Below are 17,787 nucleotides of genomic sequence, written 5' to 3'. Positions count from 1 at the left end.
TTCGGCTTGGTCATCGCCCTAGAGCAATGAACGTCAAATATGAACCGTGCTCGCCTTTTCGTCATGCCGGACTTGATCCGGCATCCATAGCCGCGGCGCTGAATGGACCCCGGATCAAGTCCGGGGTGACGAATGTGGAAAGAGGCTGGCGTTCGTCCTTTGTTCACGTTAAGCGCTGATCATGGCCAAAGCAAAGCGTCAATATGTTTGCCAGAATTGCGGGGGCGTCTCTTACCGTTGGCAGGGTCAGTGCGCCGATTGCGGCGAGTGGAACACGCTGGTCGAGGAGGCTGCCGAAACCGCGTTTTCCGCCAAGCACGACCTCAGCAAAGGCGGGCGGACGCTGGCGCTTGAAACGCTCGATGCCGCGAGCGCGATGCCCGAGCGGATGCTGTGCGGGATCGCCGAATTCGACCGCGCATTGGGTGGCGGTTTCGTCGCCGGATCAGCGACCCTGATCGGCGGCGATCCCGGAATCGGCAAATCGACCCTGCTGTTGCAAGCGGCGGGGCGGCTGGCCAAGGCAGGCAAGTCGGTCGTTTATATCAGCGGTGAGGAGGCGGCAGCGCAAGTGCGGCTGCGCGCGCAGCGACTGGGGCTGGGCGATGCGCCGGTTGCGCTCGCCAGCGCGACATCGGTGCGCGACATCCTCGCCACGCTCGACAGCCGGACCGCCGATTTTGTCGTCATCGATTCGATCCAGACGATGCACAGCGACCTGATCGACAGCGCGCCGGGAACTGTGAGCCAGGTGCGCGCGAGCGCGCAGGAACTGATCCGCTATGCGAAGGACAGCGGCGCCGCGATCGTACTCGTCGGCCATGTGACGAAGGACGGGACGATCGCCGGGCCGCGTGTGCTGGAACATATGGTTGACACCGTGCTGGCATTCGAGGGTGAGCGCAGCCATCAATATCGCATCCTGCGCGCGGTGAAGAACCGCTTTGGGGGCACCGACGAGATCGGCGTTTTCGCAATGGGTGAGGAAGGGTTGGGCGAGGTTTCGAACCCGTCGAGCCTGTTCCTCACCGACCGCAGCCGCGACGTGCCCGGGTCGGTGGTATTCCCTGCGCTGGAAGGCACGCGGCCCGTGCTGGTCGAAGTGCAGGCGCTGACCGTGCGGCTGGCGAGCGGGGCCACTCCTCGCAGGGCTGTCGTCGGGTGGGACAGCGGGCGGCTCGCAATGGTGCTTGCGGTGCTAGAGGCGCGCTGCGGGCTGCAAATGGGCGCGGCCGAAGTCTATTTGAACATCGCCGGTGGATACCGGCTCACCGATCCTGCCGCCGACCTTGCGGTCGCCGCGGCGCTGATCTCGGCGTTCAGCGAGCGGCCGGTGCCCGCCGAAGCGATCGTCTTTGGCGAACTGTCGTTGTCGGGCGAAGTGCGACCTGTATCGCACGACGCGCTGCGTCTGCGCGAAGCGGCAAAGCTGGGTTTTTCAAGCGGCTGGGGGCCGAAGGGCATGAAGCGCGTGAACGGTATCGGCGTCACGGGCTTTGCCCGGCTGGGCGAACTCGTTGACCTGATGCTCGGGCGCGACTAGCCCCGCCAGAATGGGAAGTCTGACGGCTCTGGATATTATCGTGCTGACGTTCGTCGGCGGCGGCGCGGTGCTGGGTTTCATGCGCGGCCTGGTGCAGGAAGTGACGACGCTGCTCGCATGGGTGCTGGCGATTGCGGCGGTGTATTTTTTCCACGCGCCCGTGACCGATTTCGCCAGCGGCTGGGTCGGCTCGGGCGGCGGCGCCGCGGTCCTCGGATTCGTCTTGCTGTTCGGCGGCGTCTTTGCAATCGCAAAATGGGGCTCACGTGCGATGGGACGGCGCAGCCGCGCGTCGATCGTTGGCGGGTTCGATCGCGGACTAGGCGCTGGGTTCGGCGCGATCAAGGGGTTGCTGGTCGCGACGATCGGCTTCATGCTGCTGACCTTGCTTTACGACATCGGTTACGGGACCGCGCCGCGCCCCGAATGGATGACGGCCAGCCGCACCTACCCCGCATTGAGTGCAAGCGGCGCGGCGATGAGCAAGGTGATTGCCGACCGCCGCGCCGAGGCGCGCGATGCTCAGGCGAAGGCGGGCGATATATGAGCGCGCCGCTTTATAATCGCGACATATTGGCGCTGGCGATTGCCACGGCCGATTATCTGCCGAATCCTGAAGCCCAATTCCGGACAAGCAAGCGCGCGCCGCTGTGCGGGAGCGCGATCATCCTCGACCTGGACACCGACGAGGGCGGGCGCGTGGCGCGCGTCGGCCTGCATGTCGAGGCGTGCGCGCTGGGGCAGGCGTCGGCGGCGCTGCTCGCGCGTCATGCGCCGGGTCGCAGCCTTGCCGACCTGCGGCAGGCGCGCGACGGCATCGCGGGCTGGTTCGCGGGCACCGGCGAGCAACCCGACTGGCCGGGGTTCGACCTGCTCGCTCCGGCGCGCGACTATCCGGCGCGCCACGGCGCGATCCTCTTGCCCTTCGACGCCGCGATCGCTGCGCTCGAACGGCGGGCGGCGGCGGCATGATCTTGCTGGCGCTTTCGGCCGCGACAGCCGAGGCGGCCGAGAAAGCGGCCGAGGCCGCGACCGACACCGCGCTGCTCGAAGGCGCGATCCTGCTGGGCGTCGCAACGCTCTTCGTGCTGATCTTCCGCCGCCTCGGTTTGGGGGCGGTGCTCGGCTATCTGATCGCGGGCGCGATCGTCGGACCGCACGGGCTGGCGCTCGTCGGCGGCGGTGAATCGAAGCTGGCGATTGCCGAACTCGGCATCGCGTTCCTGCTGTTCCTCGTCGGGCTCGAACTCCACCCGCGGCGGCTGTGGCAGCTGCGCCGCGCGATCTTTGGGCTCGGCATGACCCAAGTGGTTGTCACAGGGCTGATCCTCGCCGGACTTATCTACCTCTTGCTGGGTTTCAGCCTCGCGGCGGCGATCGCGCTTGGACTGCCGCTCGCGCTTTCGTCGACCGCGCAGGTGTTACCGGGCCTCAAAAATTCGGGGCGCATCAACTCGCCGTTCGGCGAAAAAGCCTTTTCGATCCTGCTGTTTCAGGATCTCGCGATCGTGCCGATGATTACGATCGTTGCCGCGCTGTCGCGCGCTCCTGCCGACCCGTCAGCGCCGCCCGGCTGGATGCTCGCGTTCTACACGGTAGGCGCGATCATCGGACTCGTGCTGGCAGGGCGGTTCATCGTCAACCCGCTGCTGCGGCTCATCGGCCGTTACGGCGAGCGCGAATTATTTGTGGTCGTCGGGCTGCTCGCGGTGCTCGCGAGCGCGGCGCTGATGCACAGCCTGCACCTGTCGACCGCGCTCGGCGCCTTCATCGCGGGCGTGATGCTCGCCGACTCCCCTTATCGGCACGAGATCGAGGCCGACGTCGAGCCGTTTCGCCTGATCCTGCTCGGCCTGTTTTTTCTTGCGGTCGGGATGGTGCTCGACATCAATGTCGTGCTGTCGGATCCGCTGCGCATCTTTGGGCTGGCGGCGGGGCTCGTCATCGTCAAACTCGCGGTACTGACCCTGATCGTCCGTGCTTTCGGGAAACCCTGGAAGGCTGCGCTTGGCCTCGGGCTACTGCTAAGTCAGGGCGGCGAGTTCGGGTTTCTGCTCTTCGCTCAGGCGGCCGAAGCGCAGCTGATCTTGCCCGAGGCGGCGAGCCTTTTCAGCGCTGTCGTGACGCTGTCGATGGTCTCGACGCCTTTCCTAATGCTGTTCGCGCGCAATCTGGAATTCTCGCCTGACCCCGAAGGCCCCGAAATGGACGGTCCCGAACATGCGCCGCGCGGATCGGCGCTGGTGATCGGTTATGGCCGCGTCGGCCAGACCGTGGCGCAGATGCTCCACGCGGTCGATTGCTCGGTCACGCTCATCGACAAGAAACCCAGCCAGATCGAGCGATCGGGGCGCTTCGACACAAAAGTCTATTATGGCGACGGGCTGCGCCTCGACTTGCTGCGGCGCGCCGGCGCAGACGATGCAAAGCTTATTATCTATTGCATCGACGATGCGGCGTTCGACGCCGCGACGATGCGTCCGATCGTCGAGGCCTTTCCACACGCGCGGGTGCTCGCGCGTGTGTTCGATCGCCGCCAGCTGATCGCGATCGACGGCGCGGGCATCGCAGGCGCGGTCCGCGAGGTGTTCGAAAGCTCGGTCGCGCTAGGTCTGAAGGCGCTCGCCGAACTCGACGTTGATCCCCGCGAGATGGAGGATGTCGAATCGGCCTTCCGACAGCTCGACGAAACGCGGCTGGCAGCGCAGATCGACGAAGGCGACCTGAGTGCGGGAATGGATCATCGTTTCAAGCCCGGCGGCGGACGCGAGGCCGACAGCGTGATCGAAACATTCCGCCAGCGCCGCCGCGCGGCGAAAGCGGCGCGTGAAGAGGATGCAGCGCCGGTCTGATCGCCACGGGTATGCGATTACGCGCCGCGATGCCCGTCGAGGAAGGCCGCCACCGCATCCAGACCATATTCGTCGGTAACGAAGCTTTGCCCGATGCCGCGGGTCAGTATCAGCGGCAGTTTGCCGCCGCGCACCTTCTTGTCGTGCGCCATATGCGCCGCTAGCGCGGCGCCGCCGCTGTTGATGCCCGCGCTGGCCAGGCTGTACGGCAGGTCGACGCTGGCGAGGTGATCGCGCACGCGCGCGGCGTCGGCGACAGGACAGAGGCCGTTTGCGGCCGAAAACTGGTGTGCCAGAACCATTCCCGCCGCAACCGCCTCGCCGTGGAGCAACCGATCCGAATAACCCGTCTCCGCCTCGAGCGCGTGACCGAAGCTGTGGCCGAGGTTGAGCAGCGCGCGAATATCCTGCGTCTCGCGCTCATCGGCGGCGACGATGCGCGCCTTCGCGGCGACGCTATGCGCAATGGCGTGGGCGCGCGCGGCGCTGTCGCCAGCGAGGAGCGCGGCGCCGTTAGTTTCGCACCAGCTAAAGAAGTCGGCGTCGTCGATCAGCCCATATTTTACGACCTCGGCATAGCCCGCACCGAGTTCGCGTCGCGCGAGCGTTTCGAGCGTCGTCGGGTCTATCACGACCATCGCCGGCTGGTGAAAGGCGCCGATCAAATTCTTGCCCGCGGGGACGTTGATCGCGGTCTTGCCGCCGACGCTGCTGTCGACCTGCGCGAGCAGGGTCGTCGGCACCTGAATGAAATTGCAGCCGCGCTTTACAATGCTGCACGCGAAACCGACGAGATCGCCGATCACGCCGCCACCGAGCGCGATGACATGGTCGCTGCGTTCGATGCCTTCGCCGATCAGCCACTCGGTCAGGCGCGCGAGCCCCGCCCAGCTCTTCGTTGCCTCGCCCGGATCGAGGACGAAGGAGGAGAAGGAGATATTCTCCATCGCCAGCGCAGTGCCGAGCGGAATCAGATAATGTTCGGCGACGTGCGCGTCGGTAACGATCATTGTCCGGGGGCGCCGCAGCAGCGGCGCGACATGCGCGCCGATGTCGCGGATCAGCCCGTCGCCGATCAGGATCGGATAGCTGCGGTCGCCCAGTTCGACGGTCAGCTTTTCCATGTAGCGAGTGCCTCCAATATCGCGCGCACCGTATTCTCATGCGGCGTACTTGCCGAGCTGACGCGGATGTGCGCCTCGGCATAGATCGGATTGCGGACCGCCGCCAGTTCGCGCAGCACCTCGCCGGGGTCGCGGTCCTTCAGCAGTGGGCGGTGACTGCGCCTGCCGACACGCTCGACGAGCGTCGGAATGTCGGCGTCCAGCCAGACGCACAGGCTGTCTTTCAAGATCAGCGCGCGCGTCTCGTTATTGATAAAAGCGCCGCCCCCGGTTGCGAGCACCATCGGTTTGCCACCGAGCAAGCGTGCGATGACGCGGCGCTCGCCGTCGCGGAAATGCGCCTCTCCGAAACGCGCGAAAATATCGGCGATCGTCATGCCCGCGGCGCGCTCGATCTCGTCGTCGGCATCGGCGAACCGCATACCCAGCCGCTGAGCGAGACGGCGGCCGACGGTCGACTTTCCCGACCCCATCAGGCCGACGAGCACGATCGACCGGTCGCGGATCGACGCGGGAATGGCGTCGGGCGACGATCGGGCCGGGCTTTTCGGGTTTCGCGACATGGTGCGCGCGGCTATACCGCGCGGACCGGAGGGAACAATGGTTTTGCTGCGGGGCAAATGGGACGAGCGGTGCGCGCGCGATATTGCGAACGGCGCCGGGATGGGGAAAAGCCCTGCCGACGGGGCTATGTCCGGTGATTGAGGTGGATGTGAACGACAAGATGGCCGAAAGGGCGCTGCGATGAAGCGGACGACATTCACGTTGGCGCTGGGGCTCTCGGCGGCCGTGCTCGTGCTGCCGGCGATCGCGCAGGAATCGCTGTTGCCCGAAGGCTTCGGCAACCCCGCCGACACGCCCGCGCCGCGGCCCGCTCCCACACCTGCGCCTTCGCCGACGCCGGGTTCACCGCCCGTGAACGGCAGCGCCCCGCCTGCGGTCGTCCCGACGGTCGGCGGCGCGGCGAGCGATGCGGAGGCAGGCGACGATGGAGAAGATGGCGAAGAAGAGGTCGAATCAGGCGGGCTGAAATATGACCTGCCCCCTGGCGCGCGCCGCCTTCTGACGCGCATCGGGCCGCTGACGCCCGAAACCGGCGGGCTTGCGCCCGATGCCTTTGGCGTCCGCGGACAATATGCCGCGGCGATCATGCGCAGCACGAACGGTCAGCTCGCCTCGCGCTGGGGGCAGATATTGCTGCGCCGCGCGCTGGCTTCGGCGATCGATACGCCCGAAACGATCAATGGCGCCGACCTGGCGGCCGAACGCGCGTCGCTCCTGCTTCGCATGGGCGAATCGACCACGGCGCGGCGGATCGTCCAGTCGGTCGACTATGACCGCGCGAGTCCGCAGCTCGTCGCGGCGGCGCAGCAGACTTATCTCGCGAACGCCGATCCGGCTGGGCTTTGCCCTTATGTGCCCGCCGGGCTGGCGCATGGCGACCAGCAAAGCTGGCGCCTCGCGTCGGCAATTTGTGCGGGACTGTCGGGCGAGGCGGGTCCGGCGGGCTGGGCGATCGGCCGCGTGCGCTCGAGTGGGCGGTTGTCGAACTTCGACATCCTGCTCGCCGAGCGCGTACTGGGCGCGACGGGCGCCGGGAGGCGATCGACGACGATCGAATGGGACAATATCGACCGGCTGACCAGCTGGCGCTTCGGCATGGCGACCGCGACGGCGATTGAGGTGCCCGAGGCGCTGCGCACGGCTGCGCCCCCATATATGAAGGGTTGGACCGTGCTCGCGCCGATGACCGACATGACGCCGCGAGTGGCCGCTGCCCCCGAAGCGGCAGCACGCGGTGTGCTGTCGAGCGAGGCCTATGTGTCGCTGCTGAGCGCTGCGGCGGGCGAGGAAGAGCCCGGCGAGTCGCTTGCAGCGCGGACGGAGCAGCTGCGCATCGCATTCAGCGCGGCCGCGGGGGCCGATCGCTATGCGGCGATGGAGGAACTTTGGAGTGCGGCGAGGACGCCCACGGAAGCCTATGCGACAATGGTGGCGACCGCACGGGCGGCCGCGGCCCTGCCGCCCGATACCGAAGTCGGCGGCGATCCGTGGCAACTTGTGGGTTCGATGCTCGCGGCGGGCTATGACATGAACGCGCGCGCCTGGGTGCCCACCGTGACGGCAGGGAGCCGTGCGTGGGGTGTGCTTGCGGTCGGAGCACCGCGGACGCTGAGCGGCATGGGCGCCGGCGCTGTCGGGCGTTTTGCCGAGAATGACGACAGTAGCGATTATCTGCGATCGAAATTTCTGCTTGCGGGTCTTGCCGGTCTCGGGCGGCTTGACGCCAATGCCGCGGCCGCTGCGGCGGGTGACCTTGACGTAGATCTGGCACGGCAGACGCGTTGGACGCGCGGGATCATGGCGGCTGCCGAGCGGCGCGAACCGGGAATGGTGGCCTTGCTCGCCGCGGCCGGGATGCAGGGCGAATGGTCGAAAGTGCCGCCTTATCACCTCTATCATATTGTTCGCGCGCTGCGCGAAGTGGGCCTGACGGCCGAAGCGCGGATGATCGCCGCCGAAGCGCTGGTGCGTGTCTGACGCAGGCCTGATCGACCGCTTTCTGGAGATGATGGCGGCCGAGCGCGGCGCCTCGCGCAACACGCTTGCGGCCTATCGCCGCGATCTGGAGCAGGCGGCCGAATGGCTCAAAGGGCCGCTCGCCACGGTCGATGCGGCGGCGCTGCGCCAACTGATGGCCGATTATCGCTCGCTGGCGGCGAGCAGCGCGGCGCGCAAGCTGTCAGCGCTGCGGCAGTTTTTCGCCTTCCTCCTCGATGAAGGCGAGCGTTCCGACAATCCGGCGCTCGACGTTGCGCGCCCGACGACGCGACGTCCGTTGCCACGCATTTTGACGCATGGCGATGTCGCGCGGTTGTTCGAGCAGGCGGCGACCGAGGCTGCGGGCGAAGTGCCGCCTGCGGGTGCGGTGCGGATGCTGCTGTTCCTCGAACTCCTCTATGGATCGGGGCTGCGCGCGAGTGAATTGGTGTCGCTTCCACGCCGCGCTGTCGCGGCTGAGCGTGAATATCTGATCGTCCGCGGCAAGGGCGACAAGGAGCGGCTGGTGCCGCTGTCGGCGCGCGCGCGCGCAACGTTCGATCGCTGGTTGCCTATGGTTGGCGATGGATCGCCATGGCTGTTTCCGTCGGGTAAGGCGCATATCTCGCGCGTGCGGCTGTTCCAGATGCTGCGCGACCTCGCCGCGCGGGCGGGCATCGATCCGGCGATGGTCAGCCCGCACGTCCTGCGCCATGCATTCGCGACCCACCTGCTCGAAGGCGGGGCCGATCTGCGCGCTCTGCAACTCATGCTCGGTCACGCCGACATCGCGACAACCGAAATCTACACGCATGTCGACAGCCGTCGCCTCGTCGAACTGGTCAATCGGCGGCACCCGCTTGCGCGGATGGGGGCGAATGACCCGGACGTTGACGTCGAAGCGCCATCCGCCTAGCGGTCCCCCTATGACAGCCTTTCTGGACTTCGAAAAACAGGTCGCGGCGCTCGATCGGCAGATCGCCGAATTGCGCGAAATGGGGGACGACCCCACCCTCAATATCGATGCGGATATTGCCCGACTGGAGGACAAGTCCGCCAAACTGCTCCGCGACATCTATGCCCGGCTCACGCCGTGGCAGAAGACGCAGGTTGCACGCCATCCCGACCGGCCGCATTTCAAACATTATGTCGCGGGATTGTTCGACGACTGGATGCCGCTGGCGGGCGATCGCAACTTTGGCGACGACCAGGCGATCCTCGGCGGGCTGGCCCGCTTCCGCGGACGCCGCGTGATGGTGATCGGCCATGAAAAGGGTGACGATATTCCGTCGCGGATGAAGCATAATTTCGGCATGGCGAAGCCCGAGGGCTATCGCAAGGCGATCCGTCTGATGCAGCTTGCCGACCGCTTCGGCCTGCCGGTGGTGACGCTCGTCGATACATCGGGCGCCTTTCCCGGCATCCAGGCCGAGGAGCGCGGACAGGCCGAAGCGATCGCGCGCTCGACTGAGCAATGCCTCGCATTGGGTGTGCCGATGGTCGCCGCGGTGGTCGGCGAGGGCGGTTCGGGCGGTGCGATCGCGCTGGCCGCAGCGAATCGCGTGCTGATGTTCGAACACGCCGTCTATTCGGTGATCTCGCCCGAAGGCTGCGCGTCGATCCTTTGGCGCACGTCGGACAAGGCGGCCGATGCGGCGGCGGCGATGAAGATGTCGGCGCAGGATCTGCTGGGGCTGAAGATCATCGACCGCATCGTTCCCGAACCCGTTGGCGGCGCGCACCGCGCGCCTGAAGTCGCCATTGCGGCGCTCAGCGATGCCATCGAGCAGGAGCTGGGCGCCTTGACGGGCCTGCCGCGCGACACCTTGCTGGCGTCGCGCGAGGAAAAATTCTTGGCGATGGGACGCGCTTAATACCCTTGGAACCCCATCCTTCCTGACAGCGTTCCCTTTTCAGAACACCGGTCGGCGCAGCGTCGCGCTCGCCGTGTGCCCTCTGAAAAGATTGGTATATTCTGGACATGACAATAATGGGAGGCGCGATCATGGGTCGGTTGACGACGGTGACGGCAATTGCGGCGATTTTGGCAGGCTGCGCGGCGGCTGGCGGCGGCGGGATGAACGACACCGCCGACGCCCGGACTAAACCGATCCAGACCGCCACCAGCATTTCAGCTGCCGAGCGCAAACAGGGCGACGAGGCACATCCGCAGCTGCTGCGGGAATTTGGCGGCGCCTATAACGGACCGCAGGCGTCCTATGTGAACCGCGTCGGACAGAATATCGCGGTCCAGTCGGGTCTCTCGCGCTCGCCAAGTGACTTCACGGTGACATTGCTCAATTCGCCGGTGAACAATGCCTTCGCGATCCCCGGCGGTTATGTCTATGTGACGCGCCAGCTGATGGCGCTAATGAACGACGAGGCCGAACTGGCCGGTGTGCTGGGTCACGAGGTCGGCCACGTCGCCGCGCAGCACAGCAAGAAGCGTCAATCGGCGGCGACGCGCAACTCGATCCTCGGCGTACTTGGCGCGGTGCTGGGCAGCGCGATTGGGGACAGTGGCGGGCTTTTGGGGGGGCTCGGCGGGCTGCTCCAGAATAATGCGATGCGTGTCGCTCAGTTGGCGACGCTCGGATTCTCGCGCAGCCAGGAACTGGAAGCTGACCAGCTCGGCGTTCAATATCTGCGCAGCGCGGGCTATGATCCGATGGCATTGTCGACCATGCTTGCGAGCCTCGCCAACCAGACCAGCCTCGACGCGCGCCTTTCCGGCGGCGACGCGCGCTCGCTTCCGGAATGGGCGAGTACACACCCCGACCCGGCTTCGCGCGTGCGCAATGCCGAGGCGCTGGCAAGCCGGGCCGGCGGCGCGGGTGGCAATCGAAACGCAGCCGCCTTTCTCGCTTCGGTCGATGGCGTGCTTTACGGCGACGATCCCGCGCAGGGCGTCGTCGAGGGACGCGATTTCCTGCATCCCGACCTTCGCCTTCGCTTCACGGTCCCGAGCGGTTATGGAATGCAGAACGGGACCGACGCAGTGTCGATCAGCGGCAACGGCGGGCAGGCGCAGTTTTCCACCGCGCCCTACAGCGGCGACATGAATGCCTATATCGCGTCGGTTTTCCGTGCAGTGGCGGGCAACACTGCGATCAGCCCCGGAACGATCCAGCGTACGACCGTGAACGGAATCCCGGCCTCCTATTCGACCGCGCGCGTCAACAGCCAGTCGGGCCAAGTTGACGTCACCGTCTTCGCCTATGAATTTTCGCGCAGCCAGGCGTTTCATTTCGTCACGCTGACCCAGGCCGGGCGTAGCAGCGTGTTCAATTCGATGTTCAGCAGCGTGCGGCGGCTGAGCACTGCGGAAGCGACCGCGATCCGGCCGCGGCGCGTCGATGTTGTCACGGTAAGCAGCGGCGACACGGTCGCCAGCCTCGCTCGAAGGATGGCGTACAACAATTACCAGGCCGAACGGTTCCAGGTTCTCAACCGGCTGAGCGCGTCGAGCCGCCTGATGCCGGGGCAAAAGGTAAAAATCGTCGTCTATTCCGGGCGGTAGAAGGTCGCGCACAAAAAAGGGCGGTGGGGGACCCACCGCCCTTTCCGATTTGACTACTTGCCGCGAAGCGGCAAGCGATTCTCGATCGGATATTAGTTGTCGAGGTTTTCAGCAACGTCGTTGAAGGTATTACCGACGCTGTCGCCAACCGCGCTCATCGCGGTGATGCCGGCGACGGCGATGAGCGCCGCGATCAGGCCATATTCGATGGCGGTGGCGGCTTTGGTGTCGCGGACGAACTTCTTGATGAACTTCATGACTGGTCTCCTGATTTCACTTACCCTGTTGACGGTCTGGTCTGGGTCAACATTGGCGGTTTAGGGCCTATAGGTTTTGAAAAGCTTAATGGTGCTGAGCGATCCGGCGCTTGCCACGGCCCAATATGGGACGCCGACCGCGACGCTACATATTCGCTTCGGCCGCCGCTGACACATTGCCCCACATCATATTGGTAGCGTCGGCGACATTGCCTACGGCGACGACGGCCGCCAAGAAGACTAGGGCCAGGATCAACCCGTATTCGACGGCTGTTGCGGCTCTGGTCGACCGCATCAGCCTGCAAAGAGTGCGCATTGTTCCGCCCCTGACTGGCATATAGTTCCCGAGATGCCGACACTTGCACAGGAAGGTTAACAATTTGCCCGAGTTTATCCCCGAAAAACCGCCAAAAACATCGCTTGTCGTGGTCGCGGCAACGCTTGTTGACCGCGACGGCAGATTGCTAGTCCAACAGCGGCCGGAAGGAACGGCAATGGCGGGATTATGGGAATTTCCGGGGGGCAAGGTTGAACCCGGCGAGACACCCGAGGCGGCGCTGATTCGCGAGCTCGACGAGGAGCTGGGGATCGACGTCGATCAGGCGTGTCTCGCTCCCGCCTGCTTTGCGAGCGACATGCTCGGCGACCGGCACCTGCTGCTCCTCCTCTACGTCTGCCGCAAATGGCGCGGGACCCCGGTTGCGCACCATGCGAGCGCGCTGCGCTGGGTGGGGCCGGTCGAGCTTCACGGCCTTGCCATGCCGCCCGCCGACAAGCCGTTAATCGGCTTGCTTGAGGCGCTGATCTGAACAGGGCGTCGCCCCGCCTCCGCGCGCGGTTGACGTTCATTCCCGCGGTTTCAACGCGTCGGCCAGCGAGGCCGTACCGCTGCCGCGCCGCGCGGGTTGCGGCTGATCGGGGTGCGGCGCCCAGCCGCTGAAGTGGACGATGCGGAAGGTTTCTGCAGTGCGTCCATCGGGGTCTGCGCCCGCGGCGAAGGCGGCGGCAATGCGCGCCGCCTCCTCGCGCGTCAGCGGCGGCGGCGCGGGATCGAGGCGGTTCGACAGGCCCGCGGCGCGTAGGTCGCGCACGAGCGTGCGCCAATCACCATAGCGCACGCTCAAAGCCTCGACATCGACGACGGGGAGCGCAAAGCCGACGCGCTGAAGCAGATTGCCCATTGCGGCGAGGTCGATCTGCGGGTGCATCCTCGCGACCGGGCGCACGCGATCGGCCACGACGGCACGGCGCAGCCGCGACAGGCTGCCGTCGCCGACGAAGGCGCCGAGCAGAAGCCCGTCGGGCGCGAGAAGCGCGCGCAGCCGCAGCAGCGCGCCGGGCACATCGTTGACGTTGTCGAGCCCCCCCGGCCAGACGATGAGGTCGAAGCTCTCGAACGGCAGGTCGATCGCATCGGCTTCGACTGCGATTGCGCCGGTTCGTGCGGCGAGCCGTGGCGCCGCCTCGACAATGCTGAGGTCGGTCCCGGTCGCGCGCAGGTCGCGGAGGAGCGCCGCGTCGTGCGCTCCGACGACGAGCGTGCGTGAAAAGCGGCGCGTGACCATCGCCAGCCGGTCGAGCAGCGTTTCGGCGATGATGGGCGCGAGGAAATTGGCATGTTCGGGCATGTGCGCCAGACGATCGCGCTGGGCACGGTGACGAGCGGAGGAAAATAGCGGGCGGGGAGGCTGCGACATGCGCCGCTTGTGCCGTCCCCGGCGATGCTTCACAAGCGGGCGATGGTGGGCGCGATGGGGAATAGGGAAAAAACAGGCACGCCGCGCCGTGCCGCGCCTCGGCTGGTTCAGGCCGCCGCGCGCGCGGTCGTCGACTATGCGCTGCCGCCGCGCTGCCCCGGTTGCGGGACGGTCGTCGGCGAGGATCGCCAGTTCTGCCTCGCCTGCTGGTCGTCGCTCGATTTTCTGGATGGTCCCTGCTGCGCGTCCTGCTCGCTGCCGCTGCCCTCTGCGATGCTGGGCGAGCGCATCCGGTGCGGCGCCTGCCTGGCCGAGCCGCCGCCGTTTGACGGGGCGCCAGCGGCCGTCGCATATGGTCCGGTGGCGCGAACAGTGGCGCTGCGGCTCAAATATGGGCGGCGCACAGGGCACGCGCGGTTGATGGCGCGGCTGATGGCGCGGCAGCTGGCGGCTTTGGGACCGAGTGAGGCGATGCTGCTCGTCCCGGTGCCCCTCCACCGCTGGCGGCTCTGGTCGCGCGGTTTCAATCAGGCGGGGCTGGTCGCCGACGAACTCGCACGGCTGACCGGAGCGCCGCGCGATCATCATCTGCTACGGCGCGTCAAGGCGACCGCCTCGCTGCGCGGCAAGGGACGAAGCGAACGCGAGCGCGTCGTGGCGGGGGCGTTCGCGCTGGCCGCCGATGCCAAGGTGCGCGCGGCAGGTCGCCACCTGGTGCTGGTCGATGACGTCCATGCGAGCGGCGCAACGCTGCGGGCTGCGGCGCGGGCGCTGCGCCGCAGCGGCGCGGCGCGCGTGTCGGCGCTGACCTGGGCGCGCGTTGTGCCCGATGTGGTAACCGGCAACGAAATTGACATTGCCTCGTTGGATTCCGATATGGACCAAAGGATGACAGGATAGGCGAATGGCCAAGATCGAAGTATATACCAAGGCGTTCTGCCCCTATTGCACGCGGGCAAAGATGCTGCTCGACCGCAAGGGCGCCGATTTCAGCGAAATCGACGTGACGATGGATCGCGCTGGCTTCGACGCCATGGTGGCGCGCGCGGGTGGGCGGCGGACGGTGCCGCAGGTGTTTATCGACGGCCGGCACGTCGGCGGCAGCGACGACCTCGCTGCGCTCGAGGCAAAGGGTGAGCTCGACGCGCTGATCGGATCGGCATAGGAGCCACGCCGTTGATCGTTTTCGACCTTTGCTGCGCCGCCGGGGGGCACCGGTTTGAAGCGTGGTTTGCCAGCAGCGAGAGCTTTGCCGACCAGCAGGCGCGCGGCCTGATTGCGTGTCCGATCTGCGGTGACAGCAACGTCCAGAAAGCCGTCATGGCTCCGCGCGTAGGGGCCAAATCGAATCAGCTGGTGGTGACGAAACCTGCTGCTGCTACACCCATCGACAATGATCCATCGCCCGACCTTGTGCGCAGAGCGATCGCCGAAATCGCGGCGAAACAGGCCGAAATGCTGCCGCATTCGCGCTGGGTCGGCCGCGATTTCGCCGCCGCAGCGCGCGCGATGCACGAAGGGCGCGCACCCGAGGACCTGATTCACGGCCAGGCGTCACCCGAGGAAGCCGAAGCGCTTCGCGATGACGGCATCGCTGCCATGCCGCTGCTCGTCCCTATTGTGCCGCCCGAAGCCGCTAATTGACCCAAGCCGATTGACGCTGCGCGCGCTGCCCCGCTACACGCACGCCGATGCACCCGTAGCTCAGCAGGATAGAGCATCAGATTCCTAATCTGGGGGCCACTGGTTCGAATCCAGTCGGGTGCACCATTTTTCCAAAGGTCAGGAAAAGTCAGCCCTACGCGGCGCCCGGTTTGGCGTGTCCGGTGGACAATTCCATGTTCGGGTTCTTGCCCGCGTCGGCAATCTGTCGGCGACGATTTTCCATATGTCTGAAAGAGCCAGACGAAAGCTGGCACAGTTAGGTCATGTAGGACAGCGTTTTTTGAAGTCCGGAATTGGGTGGTTGGCGGCCGTTCCAATCGGCCGTCGCCCCCGCGAAGGCGGGGGCCGCTGTCGGTTTACGCAGCGACGCAGGAAAAGGCCGATTGCGGCCCCCGACTTCGCGGGGGCAACGGATAGTTTCGGTCGCTCTTTGATATCCTTGTCCAGTTCGCGAGCGGGTTGGGGAGGGCGGCAACCGCGACGATCAGTCGGCTCACACCAGCGTTGCGCGCATTGTCGTGCGTCCGGCGGCATCGCGTGCCCATAGCCGCGCACCTTCGGCATCGTGCGCGAGGCAGAGGTCGAATGGTGCACCGTCGATGAGCGGCGCTTCGGCGCGGAAAGCGAAGTGGCGGGGGCTCAGTCCGGCGCGCAAGGCGTGATCCATCAGCAGCGTCGCGATCAGCGGGCCGTGGACGACGAGGCCGGCGTAACCTTCGACATCGCGCGCATAATCGCGGTCGTAATGGATGCGGTGCGCGTTGAAGGTCAGCGCCGAGTAGCGGAAAAGCAACACCGGGTCGGGTGTGATGCTGCGGACGGCGTCGGCCGGTTCGGGGGTGACGACGGCGGCAGGTGCCGCTCCGGGGACAGGCGCCGCGCCCGCCGCCCCGCGAAACACAATGTCCTGTTCTTCGCGGATCGCGGGGGCGCCATCCGCCGAAATCTCGTGGCACAGGGTCACGAACAACAAGTCGCCGCTCGCGCCGCGCTTGGGCTTGATCGCGTCGATCGTCGTCACGCGCGCCAGCGCAGCGCCGAGCGGAACGGGGGCCAGAAAGTCGATCCGGCTGCCTGCCCACATGCGGCGGGACAGCGGCACGGGCGGCAACAGGCCGTGCGCGTCGCGGCGCGGATGACCGTCTTCGCCGATCGCCGACTGGCGTGCGGTCGGCAGGAAATAGAGCCAGTGGCCGAGCGGCGGGACCATGCCCGGCGCCCATGGCGAGACATCGTGATCGAGCAGCGCGGCCAGGCTGGCGAGCGGCGCTGCGCTCGCGACATCCTCGCGCGTTTCGCTGCGGCCAACCCAGGTGGAATAGTCCTCCATCAGAAGCTCTTGGGCAGGCCGAGCGCGTGCGTCGCGACATGGCTGAGGATCAAATTCGTGCTGATCGGCGCGACCTGATAGAGGCGCGTTTCGCGAAACTTGCGCTCTATGTCATATTCCTCGGCAAAGCCGAAGCCGCCGTGCGTCTGGACGCACATGTCGGCGGCGTACCAGCTTGCTTCGGACGCCAGCATCTTCGCCATATTCGCCTCGGTCCCGCAGTCGGCGCCCGCATCGAACAGCCGCGCCGCCTTGTCGACCATCTCGGCGGCGGCGGCGATCTGGACCCAGGCGCGTGCGATCGGGAACTGGACGCCCTGATTCTCGCCGATCGCGCGGCCGAAGACCGAACGGTCCTTGGCATAGGCGGCCGCGCGGTCGACGAAGAAGCGGCCGTCGCCGATGCATTCGGACGCAATGAGGATGCGTTCGGCGTTCATGCCCGAGAGGATGTAGCGGAAACCCTTCCCCTCTTCGCCGACCAGGTTTGCCGCGGGGACTTCGAGATCGTCGAAGAACAGCTCGGTCGTCGCATGGTTGAGCATCGTTCGCACCGGGCGGACGGTCAGACCCTTGCCCACCGCGTCGCGCATGTCGACGAGCAGCACGCTCATCCCGTCCGAGGGCTTGGCGCATTCGTCGCGCGGCGTGGTGCGGCACAGCAGGATCATCAGGTCCGAATGTTCGGCGCGGCTGATCCAGATTTTCTGCCCGTTGACGACATATTTGTCGCCGACCCGTTTTGCGAAGGTGCGGATGCGCGTGGTATCGGTGCCCGCGGTCGGTTCGGTGACGCCGAACGCCTGCAGGCGGAGGTCGCCGGCCGCGATCGCGGGCAGGTAGGATTGTTTCTGCGCCTCCGACCCATGTTTCAGCAGCGTCCCCATCGTATACATTTGCGCATGGCACGCGCCGCCGTTGCAGCCCGACCGGTGGATTTCCTCGAGCACCGCGGTCGCGGCGCCGAGGCCAAGCCCCGAGCCGCCATATTGTTCGGGAATGAGCACCGACAGGAAGCCCGCTTCGGTCAGCGTGCGCACGAACTCGGTCGGATAGATGCGGTCGCGGTCGAGCCTTTGCCAATATTCGCCGGGAAAATCCGCGCACAGGCGGCGCACCGCCTCGCGGATTTCGGGGTAACTTTGCGGCTGAACTTCGGACATCGGCCTCTGGCTCTCCCCTGATCGTTGGGGACAGCCTTAGGATGCGAAGTTTTGGGCGCCAAGCCCTATCGCGCCCCTTTCAATCCGTTCGCCCT

Annotated in this window: 18 protein-coding genes and 1 tRNA gene; 13 read left to right on the top strand and 6 right to left on the bottom strand. The window is 66.3% G+C overall.

The features are described from left to right. The first annotated feature begins 181 nt into the window (after window positions 1-181). The 4 genes from radA to VSX77_RS03710 are packed head-to-tail and all read left to right on the top strand — an operon-like array spanning window position 182 to window position 4,395. Window positions 182-1,543, top strand: coding sequence for a DNA repair protein RadA (gene radA, locus VSX77_RS03725; RefSeq protein ID WP_338426321.1), 1,362 nt, complete (start codon window positions 182-184; stop codon window positions 1,541-1,543). A 10-nt stretch (window positions 1,544-1,553) separates the two neighbouring features. Beyond that, window positions 1,554-2,090: a CvpA family protein gene (locus VSX77_RS03720; RefSeq protein ID WP_338426320.1), complete on the top strand. Its 537-nt coding sequence runs from the start codon at window positions 1,554-1,556 to the stop codon at window positions 2,088-2,090. After that, window positions 2,087-2,515, top strand: coding sequence for an iron-sulfur cluster assembly scaffold protein (locus VSX77_RS03715; RefSeq protein WP_338426319.1), 429 nt, complete (start codon window positions 2,087-2,089; stop codon window positions 2,513-2,515). Before VSX77_RS03720 ends, VSX77_RS03715 begins: the two co-directional genes overlap by 4 nt. Then, complete coding sequence (locus VSX77_RS03710; RefSeq protein ID WP_338426318.1) at window positions 2,512-4,395, top strand: cation:proton antiporter; 1,884 nt, start codon at window positions 2,512-2,514, stop codon at window positions 4,393-4,395. Before VSX77_RS03715 ends, VSX77_RS03710 begins: the two co-directional genes overlap by 4 nt. A 17-nt stretch (window positions 4,396-4,412) precedes the next feature. Here the strand turns inward: VSX77_RS03710 and aroB are convergent, their stop codons facing one another. Both aroB and VSX77_RS03700 read right to left on the bottom strand, forming a co-directional pair. After that, entirely contained in the window at window positions 4,413-5,519 is a 1,107-nt protein-coding gene (aroB, locus tag VSX77_RS03705; RefSeq protein WP_338426317.1) for a 3-dehydroquinate synthase, read from the bottom strand. Then, the gene (locus VSX77_RS03700; RefSeq protein ID WP_338426316.1) at window positions 5,507-6,082 is read right to left on the bottom strand and encodes a shikimate kinase; all 576 of its coding nucleotides are present in this window, start codon (window positions 6,080-6,082) and stop codon (window positions 5,507-5,509) included. Before VSX77_RS03700 ends, aroB begins: the two co-directional genes overlap by 13 nt. A 181-nt stretch (window positions 6,083-6,263) precedes the next feature. Between VSX77_RS03700 and VSX77_RS03695 the strand changes: the two genes are divergently transcribed. The 4 genes from VSX77_RS03695 (at window position 6,264) to VSX77_RS03680 (ending at window position 11,580) form a co-directional block, all read left to right on the top strand. Next, entirely contained in the window at window positions 6,264-8,060 is a 1,797-nt protein-coding gene (locus tag VSX77_RS03695; protein ID WP_338426315.1) for a hypothetical protein, read from the top strand. Further along, window positions 8,053-8,976 (top strand): tyrosine recombinase, encoded by a 924-nt coding sequence (locus VSX77_RS03690; RefSeq protein ID WP_422397275.1) that lies wholly within the window; start codon window positions 8,053-8,055, stop codon window positions 8,974-8,976. Before VSX77_RS03695 ends, VSX77_RS03690 begins: the two co-directional genes overlap by 8 nt. Window positions 8,977-8,986: 10 nt before the next feature. Further along, a complete protein-coding gene (locus VSX77_RS03685; protein ID WP_338426314.1) occupies window positions 8,987-9,934 on the top strand; it encodes an acetyl-CoA carboxylase carboxyltransferase subunit alpha in 948 nt (315 codons plus the stop codon). Window positions 9,935-10,065: 131 nt separating this feature from the next. Beyond that, window positions 10,066-11,580 carry a M48 family metalloprotease gene (locus tag VSX77_RS03680; RefSeq protein ID WP_422397273.1) on the top strand — a complete coding sequence of 505 codons (1,515 nt, stop codon included), beginning with the start codon at window positions 10,066-10,068 and terminating at the stop codon, window positions 11,578-11,580. Window positions 11,581-11,672: 92 nt separating this feature from the next. On the opposite strand, the gene VSX77_RS03675 is transcribed toward VSX77_RS03680, so the two are convergent. After that, window positions 11,673-11,837 carry a Flp family type IVb pilin gene (locus tag VSX77_RS03675; protein WP_338426313.1) on the bottom strand — a complete coding sequence of 55 codons (165 nt, stop codon included), beginning with the start codon at window positions 11,835-11,837 and terminating at the stop codon, window positions 11,673-11,675. A gap of 392 nt (window positions 11,838-12,229) precedes the next feature. On the opposite strand from VSX77_RS03675, the gene VSX77_RS03670 reads away from it, so the two are divergent. Further along, on the top strand, window positions 12,230-12,646 hold the full coding sequence (locus VSX77_RS03670; RefSeq protein ID WP_338427206.1) for a (deoxy)nucleoside triphosphate pyrophosphohydrolase: 417 nt from the start codon (window positions 12,230-12,232) through the stop codon (window positions 12,644-12,646). 36 nt (window positions 12,647-12,682) lie between these two features. Here VSX77_RS03670 and VSX77_RS03665 read toward each other — a convergent pair whose 3' ends face one another. Continuing rightward, window positions 12,683-13,465 (bottom strand): class I SAM-dependent methyltransferase, encoded by a 783-nt coding sequence (locus tag VSX77_RS03665; RefSeq protein WP_338426312.1) that lies wholly within the window; start codon window positions 13,463-13,465, stop codon window positions 12,683-12,685. Window positions 13,466-13,588: 123 nt separating this feature from the next. Here VSX77_RS03665 and VSX77_RS03660 point away from each other — a divergent pair, with 123 nt between their 5' ends. From VSX77_RS03660 to VSX77_RS03645, 4 genes are all read left to right on the top strand, one after another. Then, window positions 13,589-14,434 (top strand): double zinc ribbon domain-containing protein, encoded by an 846-nt coding sequence (locus tag VSX77_RS03660; RefSeq protein WP_338426311.1) that lies wholly within the window; start codon window positions 13,589-13,591, stop codon window positions 14,432-14,434. Between the two features lie 4 nt (window positions 14,435-14,438). Next, window positions 14,439-14,699, top strand: a complete 261-nt coding sequence (grxC, locus tag VSX77_RS03655; protein ID WP_338426310.1) for a glutaredoxin 3 — start codon at window positions 14,439-14,441, stop codon at window positions 14,697-14,699. 11 nt (window positions 14,700-14,710) lie between these two features. Then, window positions 14,711-15,178, top strand: coding sequence for a DUF1178 family protein (locus VSX77_RS03650; protein WP_338426309.1), 468 nt, complete (start codon window positions 14,711-14,713; stop codon window positions 15,176-15,178). A gap of 49 nt (window positions 15,179-15,227) precedes the next feature. Next, window positions 15,228-15,304, top strand: a tRNA-Arg gene (locus VSX77_RS03645). Window positions 15,305-15,692: 388 nt separating this feature from the next. On the opposite strand, the gene VSX77_RS03640 is transcribed toward VSX77_RS03645, so the two are convergent. Both VSX77_RS03640 and VSX77_RS03635 read right to left on the bottom strand, forming a co-directional pair. Then, window positions 15,693-16,529, bottom strand: a complete 837-nt coding sequence (locus VSX77_RS03640) for an FAS1-like dehydratase domain-containing protein (RefSeq protein ID WP_338426308.1) — start codon at window positions 16,527-16,529, stop codon at window positions 15,693-15,695. Then, window positions 16,529-17,692, bottom strand: a complete 1,164-nt coding sequence (locus VSX77_RS03635) for an acyl-CoA dehydrogenase family protein (protein ID WP_338426307.1) — start codon at window positions 17,690-17,692, stop codon at window positions 16,529-16,531. The genes VSX77_RS03640 and VSX77_RS03635 overlap by 1 nt, the downstream gene beginning before the upstream one ends. Window positions 17,693-17,787: the final 95 nt, after the last annotated feature.

It is taken from the genome of Sphingopyxis sp. TUF1 (assembly GCF_036687315.1).
Lineage (GTDB): Bacteria > Pseudomonadota > Alphaproteobacteria > Sphingomonadales > Sphingomonadaceae > Sphingopyxis > Sphingopyxis kveilinensis.
The sequence above is the reverse complement of the archived record's forward strand: the minus strand, read 5'-3'. Positions and strand labels throughout refer to the sequence as shown.

Coding starts and splice junctions, on each gene's coding strand:
- radA (WP_338426321.1), top strand. CDS start 182: ATGGCCAAAGCAAAGCGTCAATATGTTTGCCAGAATTGCGGGGGCGTC.
- VSX77_RS03720 (WP_338426320.1), top strand. CDS start 1,554: ATGGGAAGTCTGACGGCTCTGGATATTATCGTGCTGACGTTCGTCGGC.
- VSX77_RS03710 (WP_338426318.1), top strand. CDS start 2,512: ATGATCTTGCTGGCGCTTTCGGCCGCGACAGCCGAGGCGGCCGAGAAA.
- grxC (WP_338426310.1), top strand. CDS start 14,439: ATGGCCAAGATCGAAGTATATACCAAGGCGTTCTGCCCCTATTGCACG.
- VSX77_RS03675 (WP_338426313.1), bottom strand. CDS start 11,837: ATGAAGTTCATCAAGAAGTTCGTCCGCGACACCAAAGCCGCCACCGCC.
- VSX77_RS03700 (WP_338426316.1), bottom strand. CDS start 6,082: ATGTCGCGAAACCCGAAAAGCCCGGCCCGATCGTCGCCCGACGCCATT.
- VSX77_RS03715 (WP_338426319.1), top strand. CDS start 2,087: ATGAGCGCGCCGCTTTATAATCGCGACATATTGGCGCTGGCGATTGCC.
- aroB (WP_338426317.1), bottom strand. CDS start 5,519: ATGGAAAAGCTGACCGTCGAACTGGGCGACCGCAGCTATCCGATCCTG.
- VSX77_RS03640 (WP_338426308.1), bottom strand. CDS start 16,529: ATGGAGGACTATTCCACCTGGGTTGGCCGCAGCGAAACGCGCGAGGAT.
- VSX77_RS03660 (WP_338426311.1), top strand. CDS start 13,589: ATGGGGAATAGGGAAAAAACAGGCACGCCGCGCCGTGCCGCGCCTCGG.
- VSX77_RS03680 (WP_422397273.1), top strand. CDS start 10,066: ATGGGTCGGTTGACGACGGTGACGGCAATTGCGGCGATTTTGGCAGGC.
- VSX77_RS03695 (WP_338426315.1), top strand. CDS start 6,264: ATGAAGCGGACGACATTCACGTTGGCGCTGGGGCTCTCGGCGGCCGTG.
- VSX77_RS03685 (WP_338426314.1), top strand. CDS start 8,987: ATGACAGCCTTTCTGGACTTCGAAAAACAGGTCGCGGCGCTCGATCGG.
- VSX77_RS03635 (WP_338426307.1), bottom strand. CDS start 17,692: ATGTCCGAAGTTCAGCCGCAAAGTTACCCCGAAATCCGCGAGGCGGTG.
- VSX77_RS03665 (WP_338426312.1), bottom strand. CDS start 13,465: ATGCCCGAACATGCCAATTTCCTCGCGCCCATCATCGCCGAAACGCTG.